General features: G+C 72.2%; 13 protein-coding genes, 1 tRNA gene and 2 pseudogenes. 7 read left to right on the top strand and 9 right to left on the bottom strand.

Annotated elements, in window-relative coordinates; all coding sequences use genetic code 11:
* Positions 1-57: 57 nt before the first annotated feature.
* Both ACFWRV_RS07405 and ACFWRV_RS07400 read right to left on the bottom strand, forming a co-directional pair.
* Positions 58-891, bottom strand: a complete 834-nt coding sequence (locus tag ACFWRV_RS07405; protein ID WP_384329581.1) for a PP2C family protein-serine/threonine phosphatase — start codon at positions 889-891, stop codon at positions 58-60.
* A 100-nt stretch (positions 892-991) separates the two neighbouring features.
* Positions 992-1,612, bottom strand: coding sequence for a DinB family protein (locus ACFWRV_RS07400; RefSeq protein ID WP_384329577.1), 621 nt, complete (start codon positions 1,610-1,612; stop codon positions 992-994).
* A 144-nt stretch (positions 1,613-1,756) separates the two neighbouring features.
* On the opposite strand from ACFWRV_RS07400, the gene ACFWRV_RS07395 reads away from it, so the two are divergent.
* Positions 1,757-2,026 (top strand): hypothetical protein, encoded by a 270-nt coding sequence (locus ACFWRV_RS07395; RefSeq protein WP_352242516.1) that lies wholly within the window; start codon positions 1,757-1,759, stop codon positions 2,024-2,026.
* 35 nt (positions 2,027-2,061) lie between these two features.
* Here the strand turns inward: ACFWRV_RS07395 and ACFWRV_RS07390 are convergent.
* Positions 2,062-2,137: transfer RNA gene (locus ACFWRV_RS07390), tRNA-Trp, on the bottom strand.
* Between the two features lie 57 nt (positions 2,138-2,194).
* Positions 2,195-3,091 carry a LysR substrate-binding domain-containing protein gene (locus ACFWRV_RS07385; RefSeq protein WP_384329573.1) on the bottom strand — a complete coding sequence of 299 codons (897 nt, stop codon included), beginning with the start codon at positions 3,089-3,091 and terminating at the stop codon, positions 2,195-2,197.
* Positions 3,092-3,267: 176 nt separating this feature from the next.
* Here ACFWRV_RS07385 and ACFWRV_RS07380 point away from each other — a divergent pair, with 176 nt between their 5' ends.
* The 6 genes and pseudogenes from ACFWRV_RS07380 to ACFWRV_RS07355 all read left to right on the top strand — a co-directional run bounded on the left by ACFWRV_RS07380 (position 3,268) and on the right by ACFWRV_RS07355 (position 8,903).
* Positions 3,268-4,278 carry an aldo/keto reductase gene (locus ACFWRV_RS07380; RefSeq protein WP_384329570.1) on the top strand — a complete coding sequence of 337 codons (1,011 nt, stop codon included), beginning with the start codon at positions 3,268-3,270 and terminating at the stop codon, positions 4,276-4,278.
* Between the two features lie 54 nt (positions 4,279-4,332).
* A complete protein-coding gene (locus ACFWRV_RS07375; protein ID WP_384329567.1) occupies positions 4,333-4,749 on the top strand; it encodes an SRPBCC family protein in 417 nt (138 codons plus the stop codon).
* A 91-nt stretch (positions 4,750-4,840) separates the two neighbouring features.
* Positions 4,841-6,346 carry a polyprenol phosphomannose-dependent alpha 1,6 mannosyltransferase MptB gene (mptB, locus tag ACFWRV_RS07370; protein ID WP_384329564.1) on the top strand — a complete coding sequence of 502 codons (1,506 nt, stop codon included), beginning with the start codon at positions 4,841-4,843 and terminating at the stop codon, positions 6,344-6,346.
* 311 nt (positions 6,347-6,657) lie between these two features.
* Positions 6,658-7,257 (top strand): annotated as a pseudogene (locus tag ACFWRV_RS07365) (ATP-binding cassette domain-containing protein); the annotation flags it as partial.
* Between the two features lie 135 nt (positions 7,258-7,392).
* Positions 7,393-8,134, top strand: a pseudogene (locus tag ACFWRV_RS07360) (ATP-binding cassette domain-containing protein); the annotation flags it as partial.
* Between the two features lie 196 nt (positions 8,135-8,330).
* Positions 8,331-8,903: an AAA family ATPase gene (locus tag ACFWRV_RS07355; RefSeq protein ID WP_384329561.1), complete on the top strand. Its 573-nt coding sequence runs from the start codon at positions 8,331-8,333 to the stop codon at positions 8,901-8,903.
* On the opposite strand, the gene ACFWRV_RS07350 is transcribed toward ACFWRV_RS07355, so the two are convergent.
* From ACFWRV_RS07350 to ACFWRV_RS07330, 5 genes are all read right to left on the bottom strand, one after another.
* Positions 8,888-9,112, bottom strand: a complete 225-nt coding sequence (locus tag ACFWRV_RS07350; RefSeq protein ID WP_065480053.1) for a hypothetical protein — start codon at positions 9,110-9,112, stop codon at positions 8,888-8,890. The genes ACFWRV_RS07355 and ACFWRV_RS07350 overlap by 16 nt on opposite strands.
* 116 nt (positions 9,113-9,228) lie before the next feature.
* Entirely contained in the window at positions 9,229-9,858 is a 630-nt protein-coding gene (locus ACFWRV_RS07345; protein ID WP_384329558.1) for a hypothetical protein, read from the bottom strand.
* Between the two features lie 80 nt (positions 9,859-9,938).
* Entirely contained in the window at positions 9,939-10,559 is a 621-nt protein-coding gene (locus ACFWRV_RS07340; protein ID WP_384329555.1) for an L-threonylcarbamoyladenylate synthase, read from the bottom strand.
* Between the two features lie 125 nt (positions 10,560-10,684).
* Positions 10,685-11,701 carry a hemolysin family protein gene (locus ACFWRV_RS07335; RefSeq protein WP_384329552.1) on the bottom strand — a complete coding sequence of 339 codons (1,017 nt, stop codon included), beginning with the start codon at positions 11,699-11,701 and terminating at the stop codon, positions 10,685-10,687.
* Positions 11,698-13,035, bottom strand: a complete 1,338-nt coding sequence (locus ACFWRV_RS07330; RefSeq protein WP_384329549.1) for a hemolysin family protein — start codon at positions 13,033-13,035, stop codon at positions 11,698-11,700. The genes ACFWRV_RS07335 and ACFWRV_RS07330 overlap by 4 nt, the downstream gene beginning before the upstream one ends.
* Between the last annotated feature and the right edge of the window lie 68 nt (positions 13,036-13,103).

Genomic DNA, 13,103 nt, shown 5'->3' with positions numbered 1-13,103 from the left:
CATCAGACACCGACCGCCGCGGGAGTCGGCAGGTGACACGCGCGGTACGGTCCGGCGTCACCGCGGTCCGCGGCGGGCGGCGGCGTGCCGCAGGATCAGTACGGCGGCGTCGTCCTCGTGCCCCGTCAGTTCCGCCGCGCCCAGGACTTCGTCGGCCAGTTGAGCCGCGCTCGCCCCCGCGTGCGCGGCGACCAGCAGCCGGACCCGCTCCAGGCCGTCCTCGATCAGCAGCGACGGTCCCTCGACGACCCCGTCGGTGAGCAGCACGATCGCCCCGTCGGAGTCCAGGGTGCGCCGGGTGACCGGGTAGCCCTCGCCGGGCTCGATGCCCAGCGGCAGGCCGCCCGGGTCCTCCGTGACGCCGGACCTGCCCTCCGTGGTGGCCCACACGCACGCCACGTGCCCGGCCCGCGCGCTGTGCAGCTCCCAGGTCGCCGGGTCCAGCCGCATGAACGTACAGGTCGCGAAGAGTCCCGAGTCCACGGACAGCAGCAGATCGTTCGTCCGGCCCAGCACCTCGCCCGGATCGGACGCCGTACCCGCGATGGCCCGCATGGCGATGCGGACCTGCCCCATGAAGGCGGCCGCCTCGACGTCATGACCCTGTACGTCGCCGATGGCGAAGCCGAGGGCCCCGTCCGCGAGCGTGAATCCGTCGTACCAGTCGCCGCCGATGTCCAGACCGTGGCGGGCGGGCGCGTAGCGGGCCGCGGACTGGAGACCCGGGAGCGCCGGCAGGGTCGCCGGAAGCATGTCGCGCTGCAGTGCCTGCGCCAGTTCCACCCTGGCCTGGTGGAACTCCACTTCGCGCCGTGCGCGCGCAGTGAGGTCCTGCAAGCTGTTGAGCAGGTCTTCGGCGCTAGCTGAGCGGGGAGTCCGACGCCGGTTCATGTGCCGCTCCGCGGTGCGTTAAGTCCCTGAATCATATGGCGGGGGCCCCTGAGCGGCGACTGCGGCGACCGCTGCGGCCGCCCGGCCGCGGGGGCGTCGCTCAGGACTGCCGGGCGCGGTACAGATCGCGGAGCAGGGCGATCTCGGCGCCGTGGTGCAGCACTTCCTGGTTGACCCACCAGACGATGTCGACAAAGAGATCTTCGGCGTCGCTGCCGTTCGGATAGGTGCTGTACCCGACGGTGTCCAGGGCCACGTCGTCGGCCGTGAGCAGGGACTCGCGCCAGGCGGCGGACGCGGTCTCCAGCGCGGCGACCGCCCCGGCGGCGTCCCCCGGAGTGCGGTAGCCGTCGCGCGTCAGCGCCCTGCTCCCGTGGGTGTGATCGGCGCGGAGGGCGAGCATCTCGGTGAGATGGCTCAGACGCCACGCGATGGTGGTGAACGGCGGGGGGAACGGATGCGGAGATTCCGCCGAGTCCCGCCCCCAGTCCCCGGCCCCGGTCAGGGCGGTCGCCCGTGCCCCGGGCCCGTCTCCGCGACGGCGTACGGACCAGCAGCCGGCCACGGGTTCCCAGAGGTACTCCTCGTCGCCGAGCGGGGGGACGCCGATGTCGACGCCGTTGCCGCTGTCCATGACGGGACCGGCCAGGCGGGCGAGGAGCCGCTCGCAGGCGAAGTCGAACTGCTCCAGCAGCGGGATCAGGCGCGGTGAGAGGTGCATCGGTGGAGCGTGCCACAGCAGACGGGCGGGCGCGCGCCGATTTCCGGCCACCGCCCGGTACCGGACCGGACGGCCCGGCATGGGGCGTGGCCGGATGGACCCTCGTACCGAGCCGTTGTCAGTGCTCGGTGGGATGCTGCCCGCATGGACGAGCTGATGAGGCAGCGACGGGTGTACGGCACCGACCACGACGACCCCCGCCCGGGACCGAGGCCGGGACACGACTACCGCGAGCTGGTCGGCGGCCCGCTCGACGGGCTACTGCTCGACGTCACCGGCTGGGGCGACGCGGACCTGCGTGACGGCGTCGGGCTGGTCACCGAGATCGGCGCCTACGGGCCCGGCGGACGCGCCGAGTACGGGCCGCGGTCGCCCGACAGCCACCAGTGGGACTGGCGTGGCGACGTGCGTTGACCGAGGCCGGGTGGTGGCCGGAGACCGGCCGGTGATGGCAGGGGCGGCAGGAATCGAACCTGCGACATACGGTTTTGGAGACCGCCGCTCTGGCCGCTGAGCTACGCCCCTTGGTTGTGGGTGGTTACGGGTGAAGCCTGCCAGGCCGCGATGATCGCGCCAACAGGTTTACGTCGGTGTGGCGCCGAGCACCGTGGCGCGGAAGGACCCCACCACGGGCCGCAGATCGATGCGGTGCCACGCCGCCCACAGCCGGGCGGACCCGCTGTGCCAGGGCAGTTCGCGCACGGCCACGCCGGGCGCCGTGCCCCGCACCATGCTGCGTTGCACCAGCGCCAGGCCGAACCCGGAGGCGACGAGCCCCAGCGCGGTGAGGGGTTCGGCGGCGTCCAGCGTGATGTCCGGGGTGAAACCGGCCGCTACGCACGAAGCGACGAACGCGTCGCGCCAGCCCGGATCGCTGCTGCTCTCCACGGCGATCCACGGCTGCCCGTCCAGATCCGCCGGCAGCAGATCCGGCTTGTCCGCCAGCGGATGGCCGCCCGGCAGCACGAGCAGCAGGGGATCCTCCAGCAGCAGCGCCGAGCGCAGATCCGGGTCGTCCTCGGCCGGCGGCTCCTGGACCAGCGCGATGTCGAGACTGCGTTGCCGCAACCCCTCGAACTGCTCGGCGCTCTGCTGCCCGTACAGCGCCACATGGATCCCGGGACGCTCCAGGCGCAGCGTGCGCAGTGCTGCGGGCAGGAGCCCGGTGTGCATGGCGTCGGGTACGTAGCCGACGCAGAGCCCGCCCTCTTCGCCCCGCCCGAGCCGACGCCCCAGGTTCTCCAGCCGCCCGGCGTGGGTGAGCAGGGCCTGCGCCTCGGCGAGGAAGACGCGGCCGTCGGACGTCAGGCGGATCCGTTGCCGGTCGCGCTCGAACAGGGCCAGGCCGAGCTCCTTCTCCAGCTGGGCGATCTGCCGGCTGAGCGGCGACTGGGAGATGTGGAGCTGCTCGGCGGCTCGGCCGACGTGTTCCGTCTCGGCCACGGCGACGAAGTAGCGGAGCTGGCGGAGATCGAGCATGTCACGTCCTTGGTGAGACCTTCGGAGACTCAAGTCAGCCCAAACAAGTCTTGGACAGTCTCAACGCTCGATCCTAACCTCGAATGCGTCAGGCCGACAGAGCATGCGCAACCAGAACCATCAGGCTCAAAAGCCCATGAACGGTCGGCTCCTTCCCCACCCTCAAGGACGCATACGTGAGCATCAGCCACCTCCTCCCCGGCCGTCTCGGCTTCGGCACCGCGCCGCTCGGCAACATGTTCCGCGCGATTCCCGACGACGAGGCCGCCGCCACCGTGCAGGCCGCCTGGGACCAGGGCATCCGCTACTTCGACACCGCCCCCTTCTACGGCGCTGGCCTCTCCGAGATCCGGCTCGGTGAGGTTCTCGCCCAGCACCCGCGCGACGCCTACGTCCTGAGCACCAAGGTCGGCCGGGTCGTCCTGGACGAGACCGAGGACCCCGCCGCCCGCGACCTCGGTGAGAAGGGCGGGCTCTTCGAGCACGGCCGCCCCAACAAGATGATCAACGACTACCGCGCGGACGCCACCCTGCGCTCCATCGAGGACAGCCTGAAGCGGCTGCGCACCGACCGCCTGGACATCGTCTGGGTGCACGACGTCGCCCAGGACTTCTACGGCGACGAGTGGCTCGCGGCCTACGAGAGCGCCCGCACCAGCGCCTTCAGGGTGCTGACCCGGCTCCGTGAGGAAGGCGTCATCAAGGCCTGGGGCCTCGGCGTCAACAAGGTCGAGCCGCTCGAACTCACCCTCGACCTCGACGAACCGCGCCCCGACGCGTTCCTCCTCGCCGGGCGCTACACCCTCCTCGACCACGACCGCGCCCTGCAGCGGCTCCTCCCGGCGGCGGCCGAGCACGACGTCGACCTCGTCGTCGGCGGACCGTACAGCTCCGGCATTCTCGCGGGCGGCGCCCACTTCGAGTACCAGAAGGCCCCCGCGGACATCGTCGCCAAGGTCCAGCGCATCAAGGCCCTCGCCGAGCAGCACGGCATCGGCATCAAGGCCGCCGCCCTCCAGTTCGCCCTGGCCCACCCGGCAACCGCGGCGGCGATCCCCGGCGCGACCAGGCCCAGCCGCATCGCCGAGGACCTCGCCGCGCTCGACGAGAAGGTCCCCGCGGCCTTCTGGGGGGCCCTGCGCGAGGAGAAGCTCATCTCCGCCGTCGCCCCCGTGCCCACCGCCTGAACCACCCGCAGCCGACAGCGCCCCCACCGGGCGCGGACACCTCCAGGACTCCCCATGGCCCACACCACCGCCTCCACCGAACTCCCCGTACCCGCCGACCGCGTCTGGCGGCTCATCGGCGGCTTCGACTCCCTGCCCGACTGGCTCCCGTACATCCCGACCAGCGAACCGAGCGAGGGCGGCCGCGTCCGCACCCTCGTCAACGAGGAGGGAGGCGTCATCGTCGAGCGCCTCGAAGCCTTCGACAACGCCTCGCGCAGTTACAGCTACTCCATCCTCAAGGCCCCCTTCCCGGTCACCGGCTACCTGTCCACCATCGCCGTGCACGAGGGTGCGACGCCCGGCCGGTCGCGCGTCGAGTGGTCCGGCACCTTCACCCCGGACGGAATCGGCGACGACGAGGCCGCCGCTCTCTTCCACGGCATCTACGCCGACGGCCTCGCCGCTCTCGCGCGGTCGCTCGCCGGCTGAACGCCACGGGCGTCCGGACCCCCTCCGGGCGCCCGGCAAGCCGGGGGAGCGGCTGTGGGACCACCCCGGCCGTCCGATAGGTTGGCCGGTCATGTGGGCTATGAGCGCGGTCGGGCACCGTCGGCTGGGTGCGGCAGGATCCCTGGCGATCGTCGTCGGCGGCTGGTTCGCCGGAAAGCTGCCCGTCCATGACCCCTGGGGGCTGTGGACCGACCACGGGTCCACCGCGAAGGCAGCAGCGGCCGTCCTCACCTACGTCGGACTGACCGTGCTCGTCGTGGCCTGGTGGCAGTACGGCAAGACCGCCTCCACCGTCCGCGACACCCTCGTCACCCTCGCCTGGTGGACGGCTCCGCTCCTGCTCGCGCCCCCGCTCTACAGCGCCGACGTCTACAGCTACATCGCCCAGGGCTCGATGGTCGTCGAAGGGCACGACGTCTACACCGTCGGACCCTCGGCCCTGGACCCCGGCGGAATCGGCGGCGACGCCGCCGCGAGCGTCGGCAACCACTGGCGCGACACCCCTGCTCCCTACGGGCCGCTCTTCCTGCTCATCTCCGCCGCCGTCGCCTGGAGCACCGGCGGCACGATCGTCCCCGCCGTCCTCGCGATGCGACTCGTCGCGCTCGTCTCGCTCGTCCTGATCGTCTGGGCGCTGCGCCGCCTGGCGCGCGAACACGGCCACGGCGAGAGCCGTGCCCTCTGGCTGGGAGCCCTCAACCCGCTGCTGCTGATCCACGTCATCGGCGGCGCGCACAACGACGGCCTGATGATCGGCCTGATGCTCGCCGGTCTCGTGCTCGCCCTGCGCGGAAAGTGGATCGCGGGCAGCGCCCTCGTCGGCCTCGCCATGATGGTGAAGTCGCCGGCGGCCGTGTCGCTCCTTTTCATCGGGGTCCTCGTGCACGCCTCCGCCTCCGGCCCCCCGTGGCGCCGCTGGATCAAGGGACTGTTCGCGCCCGGGCTGGTCGCCTGCGCGGTCGCCGGAGGGGCCACCCTGGTCAGCGGCACCGGATTCGGCTGGCTCCACACCCAAGGCGTCGCCGCGAACATCCACACCGCGCTCTCCGTCACCAGTGACCTCGGCCTCGGACTGGGCGAACTGGCCCACCTGCTGCTGGACGTCGAGGCGGAGCCGGTCAAGTCCGCCGTCCAGACGCTGGGCCTGGCCGCCGCGCTCGGCCTGATCGTCGTGCTGGCCCACCGTGCGATGCGGGGCAGCATGACGCCCGCCCACGCACTGGGCCTCTCGCTGCTCGCGCTGGTCGCCCTCTCGCCCATGGTCCAGCCCTGGTACCTGCTGTGGGGCATGGCCGTCGTCGCCGCGACCCAGCAGTACGGCAGGCTTTCCGCCGTCCTCATCGTGCTCTCGGCGGCCCTGGTGTACGAGACCCACCCCATGGGCGCCACCCCGCCCTACGGATTCGTCCTCGCCGGCCTCGCCGTCCTCCTCGGCACCCTCGCGATCCGCCGCGCCCCCGTCGTGCCGCCCGGCGTCCGACTGCCCGGTCGGCGCAGCCCCAAGGACGCGGCGGAGCACCAGAACACCCCTGCGGCCGCCGCTTCCCCCACCCCGGCCCCGCAGAACACGCCATAAAGAAATCCCCTCGACGCCCGAGGAGACCCTCGGTTACGCTGAGCGAGTCCTGTCGTCTCCGATAGAGGTGGACGTTGCGCATCTGAGGTCCGCGATCATCGCGCGGTACGGCCCTGGCCCGTACACGGTCACGACGCTGTCGGCATCTCTGCCGCCCGTGACTTCCGCGTGGATGCGACCTCGGTGCTGAGCCGTCCCTCACCTTCGCAGGACTGTTCCTCCACCACTCTCCGGCCCTCCGGCCGGGTCGCCGCGTGCTGTTCGCAAACGAAGCCCGTGTGTTCCCACCGCTTCCGACTGCGAGAACCCCCATGAGCCATCCCACCGCGCCCGCCGCCTCCGTGGCCACCTCCAGCCTCACCTTCCAGTGGCCCGACGGCACGAACCTCTTCGACGGGCTCTCCCTCACCGTCCCCCGGGGCCGTACCGGTCTCGCCGGGGCCAACGGAGCCGGCAAGTCGACCCTGCTCCGGCTGTTCGCCGGGCTCCTGCGCCCCGCGTCGGGGTCCGTCACCATCGGCGGGAACCTCGCCTACCTGCCCCAGAACATCACCCTGGACACCGGCCTCCGCGTCGATGCCGCCCTCGGCATCGCCGAGCGGCGGGCCGCCCTGCGCGCCATCGAGTCGGGGGACGTACGGGAGGAGCACTTCGAGACGGTCGGCGACGACTGGGACGTCGAGGAACGCGCCCTGGCCACCCTCGGCACCCTCGGGCTCGGCTCCATCGAACTGGACCGCACCGTCGGGCAGTTGTCCGGCGGGGAGACCGTCCTGCTGCGCCTGGCCGCGCTGCTCCTGGAACGCCCCGACGTCCTCCTCCTCGACGAGCCGACCAACAACCTCGACCTGTTCGCCCGCCGCAGGCTCTACGACGCCGTGGACTCCTGGCGCAGCGGGATCCTGATCGTCGTCAGCCACGACCGGGACCTGCTGGAGCGCGTCGACCGCATCGCCGAACTGCGATCGGGCTCGGTGAGCTGGTACGGGGGCGGCTGGTCCGCGTACCAGGAGGCCCTCGCCACCCAGCAGGAGGCCGCCGGGCGGATGCTGCGCGCCGCCGACGCCGACGTACGCCGGCAGCAGCGCGAACTGGAGGAGACCCGGATCAAGGTGGCCCGCCGCCAGCGTCACGACAAGAAGCTGAACGCCCAGCGGAAGGCCCCGCGCATCGTCGCCGGGGAGCGCAAACGCTCGGCCCAGGAGTCCGGGGACCGGCTGCGCGGCCTGCACGAGGACCGCCTCGACGACGCCCGCGAGCGCAGGGAGGAAGCGGCCGAAGCCATCCGCCGGGACGCCGAGATCAAGGTGAGCCTGCCCCACACCGCGGTACCCGCGGGCCGAACCGTCCTGACCGTACGGGACCTGAGCCTCCCCTACGGACGGCTGCGCGAGGGCAGCCTCCAGGTGAAGGGACCCGAGCGCATCGCCCTGGTCGGCCGCAACGGGGCCGGCAAGACCACCCTCCTGCGCACGCTCACCGGGGAACTGGCGCCGAGCGCCGGAGAGGCCACGGCGGCGGTGCCGCTGAAGTTCCTCCCGCAGCGGCTGGACGTCCTCGACGACGCCCTGAGCGTCGCCGACAACGTCGCCCGCACCGCACCCGGCACCACCGACAACGAGATCCGCTCCCAGCTCGCCCGGTTCCTCTTCAAGGGAGCCCGTGCCGAGCAGCCGGCCGGCACCCTCTCGGGCGGCGAACGCTTCCGGGCCGCGCTCGCGGCGACGATGCTCGCCGCCCCCGCCCCGCAGCTGCTCCTGCTGGACGAGCCGACGAACAACCTCGACCTGGCCAGTGTGCGCCAGCTGACGAGCGCCCTGGAGTCCTACGAGGGGGCCCTCGTCATCGCCTGCCACGATCTGCCGTTCCTGGAGTCCGTCGGCATCACCCGCTGGATCCTGCTCGACGACGAACTGCGGGAGACCGACGCCGACGAGGTCCGCGATGTGTTCGGGAGCCCGGAATCGACGCGGGCGGGCACGGCGTGACGGGCGCCGACCTGGGCCCCTGCGTCGTACTGATCACGGGCGTGATGGCCGCGGGCAAGTCCACCGTCGCCCAGCTGCTGGCGGAGAGCCTGCCGCGTGCGGTCCATGTGCGCGGCGACCTCTTCCGCCGCATGATCGTCTCCGGCCGCGCGGAGATGACACCCGACGAGGCGGCGGAGGCACGGAGCCAGCTCGACCTGCGTCAGCGGCTCTCCGCGCAGGTGGCCGACGTCTACGCGGACGACGGGTGGACGGCCGTCGTCCAGGACATCGTGCTCGGTGCGGACCTGCCCCGTTACGTCGACAGGGTCCGCACCCGCCCGCTCCATGTCGTCGTGCTCGCCCCCTCGCCGGGAACCGTGCGCGAGCGGGAGGAGGCCCGGGGCAAGACCGGGTACGGGGCGTGGACGGTCGAGGCGTTCGACGCGCATCTGCGGAGCGGGACGCCGCGTATCGGGCTGTGGCTGGACACGTCCGGCCAGACGCCCGAAGAGACGGTTTCGGCCATCCTCGACGGACTGGGCGGTGGGGGAGACGAGGGTGGTGCGGCCCCTCAGGCCGCCTCGTAGCTGTGGGCCCGCCCGCCCCGCCACTCCACCCAGACCGGGTTGTCGAGGATCCGGTCCGCTTCTTCGAGGCCGGCCTCGCTCAGGAACACGATGACGTCGTGGTCGCTGTGGGCCAGCCCGAGTATCTCGTCCCGGCCTTCGTAGTGCACGGTCACCCGGCGGCCCCCCGAGGGGGTCGGACGGTGGATGACGATCGGGGGATTTGCCATGGCTCCACCCTGCGACGCGCCCCGCACCCTCGCATCCCCGGCCGACCTCCACCGGGAGCGAGCCGCGGACGGCGCGGAAAAGGCTCCGGCGGCCTCCCCGGGGGCCGCGGAGGGCCTCACCGCCCGGCCGGAGCGAGTTCCACCGTTGTGGTGACACGCACCAGTGAGGGGCTGCGCGGTGCGGAGCCGAACCCGAAGGCGACGGGTGGGTCGAGCGGGGCCAGCGCCCCCAGGCTCACCCCGTCCAGCTCGGCGTCGGCGGCCACGACCGGCCGCAGTCCTCGGGCCCCGTACCACTCGCGCCGTCCTGGAGCCGCCTGGCCCAGGGTGCGTACGCCGGGCATCAGCAACCGGGCGGGCACATCGCACAGCGCTGCCCAGAGCGGGCTGCGGGCGAGCGGGGCCGGTACGGCGGTCAGCAGCAGACCGAGGGCGGACCGGCGTCCGGTGCGCAGCCGCAGCCGCAGCGGTCCCGCCTCGACGCGCCAGGTGCCGTCGGCGACGCTGACAGCGGTGACGGACACGGGCACCACCTCGATCCGGTCGAAGCGGTAGGTCGCGGCCACGAAGTCCGCGATCCGCCGGGACGGGGCCAGCAGGACCCGTTCGCCGTCGGGATGCTCGACCATCACGTCGCCGAACGCCCCGAACGGCGAGCGCGGCCAGTGCCCGACCACGAGCCGGGTGCCCGAGGACGTCCCCACACCGGCGATCCAGCCGTCGAACCGCAGCCGCTCACCTGTCACGCCCACCAGTCTCCCCCGTCACGGGCGGCGGGGGAGGACCGGGGGCCGGCGCGGCGGTCTCGGCGTCGCCGCCGTACGGGCTACTCGAAGCGGGAGGGGTCCCCGGCTCCGCGGCGGACGATCTCGGGCTCGTCACTGGAGAAGTCGATGACCGTGGTCGGCTCGGTGCCGCAGTCGCCCGAGTCGATGACGGCGTCCACCTCGTGGTCGAGCCGCTCCTTGATCTCCCAGCCCTGCGTCATCGGCTCCTCCTCGTCCGGCAGCAGCAGGGTGCTGGAGAGCAGCGGCTCGCCGAGCTCGGCGACCAGCGCCTGGGTCACGACATGGTCGGGGATGCGCACACCGACCGTCTTCTTCTTCGGGTGCCACAACTGGCGGGGAACCTCCTTCGTCGCCGGGAGGATGAAGGTGTAGCTCCCGGGTGTCGCCGCCTTGACCGCCCGGAACACGTCGTTGTCCACGCGGACGAACTGCGCCAGCTGCGCGAAGTCGTGGCACACCAGCGTGAAATGGTGCCGGTCGTCGAGGTTCCGGATCGACTTGATCCGGCCGATGGCGTCGCGGTTGCCCAACTGGCAGCCCAGGGCGTAGCACGAGTCGGTCGGGTACGCGACGAGCGCACCGGAGCGGATGCTGTCGACCACCGTGCCGATGGTGCGGGGCTGGGGGTTTGCGGGGTGCACGTCGAAGTACTTGGCCATTCGCCGAGCTTACGCGCTCGGGCAGGACCGGTAGAGCCCTGTGCACGGAAGCGTGAGAGGCGGACCGTCGCACGACGGTCCGCCTCTTCTTCCGCTTCACGCGGGGGTGTTCACCGCCGGGCCGGTCAGACCGCGGCGGCCCCCACCAGCTCGTCCAGGACGTCCTCCATGGTCACGAAGCCGATGACCGTGCCCTTGCCCCCGGCGACCGCCGCGAGGTGCGTACCGGCGGCACGCATCGCGGTGAGGGTGTCGTCGAGCGGGGTGTCGATCTCGACCCGGATGACGGGGTGGAGGGCGCTCGTGGGCAGCGCCTTGGTGCGCTCCGCGACACCAAGGGCGTCCTTGATGTGGAAGTAGCCCAGCAGCCCGTCGTCGGGCCCGGTGACGGGAAGCCGGGAGAAGCCCGAGGAGACCGCGGCCCGCTCCAGACCCTGCGGGGTGATGCCCAGGTCGACGGTGACGGTCCGGTTCAGCGGGACCATCACCTCGCCGACCGGTCGGGTCCCGAGCTCCAGCGCGTCCCGCAGACGTTCGCCGTCGGCCGGGGCCAGCAGCCCTGCGTCGCTGGAGTCCTTCACCAGCCGCACGAGCTCGTCGTCGGTGAACACCGAGGCGACCTCGTCCTTGGGCTCCACCTTGAGCAGCCGCAGCAGCATGTTGGCGAAGGCGTTGATGCCGAAGATGACCGGCCGCAGCGCCCGGGTCAGGGCCACCAGGGACGGCCCCAGCGCCAGTGCGGTCGCGACGGGAGCGGCCAGCGCGATGTTCTTCGGGATCATCTCGCCGATGAGCATGTGGAGATACGTCGCCAGCGTCAGCGCGATCACGAAGGCGATCGGGTGGACCAGCGCCTCCGGCACACCGACCGCGTCGAACGGCGGCTCCAGCAGATGGGCGATGGCCGGTTCCGCGACGGCGCCCAGCACCAGGGAGGAGATGGTGATGCCGAGCTGCGCGGTGGCCATGGCGGCCGACAGGTGTTCGAGACCCCACAGGGTGCTCTTGGCGCGTCGGCTGCCCCGCATGGCCTGCGGCTCGATCTGGCTGCGGCGGACCGAGATGAGGGCGAACTCCGCGCCCACGAAGAACGCGTTGGTGAGAAGGGTGAGCGCGCCGATGGCGAGCTGGATGGTGGTCATCGGGCGTCCTCCTCCACGAGGGCCAGCGCCGGTACGGGCGCGGTGATCCGGACCCGGTCGGCCCGGTGGTGCTCGATGTCGAGCACGTCGAACTGCCAGCCGTCGACCTCCACCCGGTCCGTACGGACCGGGATGCGGGCCAGTTGGTTGGCGAGCAGACCGGCGAGCGTCTCGTACGGGCCCTCCGGCGCGCCGAATCCGATCCGGTCGAGCTGGTCCAGCCGGATGCTGCCCTCGGCCTCCCAGACCTGGCGTCCGTCGCCGAGCGGCTCGGCCGGTGCGAGGTCGGGACGCTCATGAGGATCGTGCTCGTCGCGGACCTCGCCCACGACCTCCTCCACGATGTCCTCGACGGTGGCGACCCCTGCCGTGCCGCCGTACTCGTCGATCACCACTGCCATCGTCCGGTGCTTGCGCAACTGCGCGAGCAGCCGGTCGACGGGCAGCGAGTCGGGGACGAGGAGCGGCTCGGTGGCGAGCGTCGTGACCGGGGTCCGGGCCCGCTCCGACTCGTCCAGGGCGAGGACGTCGCGGATGTGGACCGTGCCGATCACCTCGTCCAGGCTGTCCCGGTAGACCGGGAAGCGGGACAGGCCGGTGGCCAGCGTGAGGTTGGCGGCGTCGGCGGCGGTGGCGTGCGCCTCCAGCGCCCGGACGTCGACGCGCGGCGTCATCACGTTCTCGGCGGACAGCTCCGCCAGGTGCAGAGTACGGACGAACAGCTCGGCCGAGTCCTGCTCGATGGCGCCCTCGCGGGCGGAGTGCTGGGCGAGCGCGATCAGCTCCTGCGGCGTACGGGCGGAGGCCAGCTCCTCGGCCGGCTCCAGGCCCAGCCGTCGCACGAAGCGGTTCGCGGTGTTGTTGAGGTGGCGGATCAGCGGGCCGAAAGCGGCCGTGAAGGCCCGCTGCGGGGTCGAGACGACCTTGGCGACCGTGAGCGGGCTGGAGATCGCCCAGTTCTTCGGGACCAGCTCGCCGACGACCATGAGGACCACGGTGGACGCGGCCACGCCGAGGAGGGTGGCGACCGTGGACACGGCGCCGGCCGGCAGCCCGACGGTCTCCAGCGGGCCGCGCAGCAGCACCGCGAGGGACGGTTCGGCCAGCATGCCGATGACCAGGGAGGTCACGGTGATGCCGAGCTGGGCGCCGGAGAGCTGGAAGGTGAGCCGCTTGGCCGCCTTGAGGGCGCTCTCGGCACCGCGCTCACCGGCCTTCGCGGCGCGTTCGAGCTCGCTCCGCTCGATGGTCGTGAGCGAGAACTCGGCCGCGACGAACACCGCACAGGCCAGTGTCAGCGCGAGGGCGAGAAGGAGAAGGACCACTTCGCTCACCGTGTCACCTCCGTCCCCTGGTGCGCGGGGTCAGGGATGACACGGTTCGTACTGGGAGGCTCACCCAT

Source organism: Streptomyces sp. NPDC058576, from assembly GCF_042718715.1.
In the GTDB taxonomy this organism is placed as follows: domain Bacteria; phylum Actinomycetota; class Actinomycetes; order Streptomycetales; family Streptomycetaceae; genus Streptomyces.
This window is presented reverse-complemented; position numbering and strand designations above follow the sequence as displayed.

Coding starts and splice junctions, on each gene's coding strand:
- ACFWRV_RS07405 (WP_384329581.1), bottom strand. CDS start 891: ATGAACCGGCGTCGGACTCCCCGCTCAGCTAGCGCCGAAGACCTGCTC.
- ACFWRV_RS07400 (WP_384329577.1), bottom strand. CDS start 1,612: ATGCACCTCTCACCGCGCCTGATCCCGCTGCTGGAGCAGTTCGACTTC.
- ACFWRV_RS07395 (WP_352242516.1), top strand. CDS start 1,757: ATGGACGAGCTGATGAGGCAGCGACGGGTGTACGGCACCGACCACGAC.
- ACFWRV_RS07385 (WP_384329573.1), bottom strand. CDS start 3,091: ATGCTCGATCTCCGCCAGCTCCGCTACTTCGTCGCCGTGGCCGAGACG.
- ACFWRV_RS07375 (WP_384329567.1), top strand. CDS start 4,333: ATGGCCCACACCACCGCCTCCACCGAACTCCCCGTACCCGCCGACCGC.
- mptB (WP_384329564.1), top strand. CDS start 4,841: ATGTGGGCTATGAGCGCGGTCGGGCACCGTCGGCTGGGTGCGGCAGGA.
- ACFWRV_RS07350 (WP_065480053.1), bottom strand. CDS start 9,112: ATGGCAAATCCCCCGATCGTCATCCACCGTCCGACCCCCTCGGGGGGC.
- ACFWRV_RS07340 (WP_384329555.1), bottom strand. CDS start 10,559: ATGGCCAAGTACTTCGACGTGCACCCCGCAAACCCCCAGCCCCGCACC.
- ACFWRV_RS07335 (WP_384329552.1), bottom strand. CDS start 11,701: ATGACCACCATCCAGCTCGCCATCGGCGCGCTCACCCTTCTCACCAAC.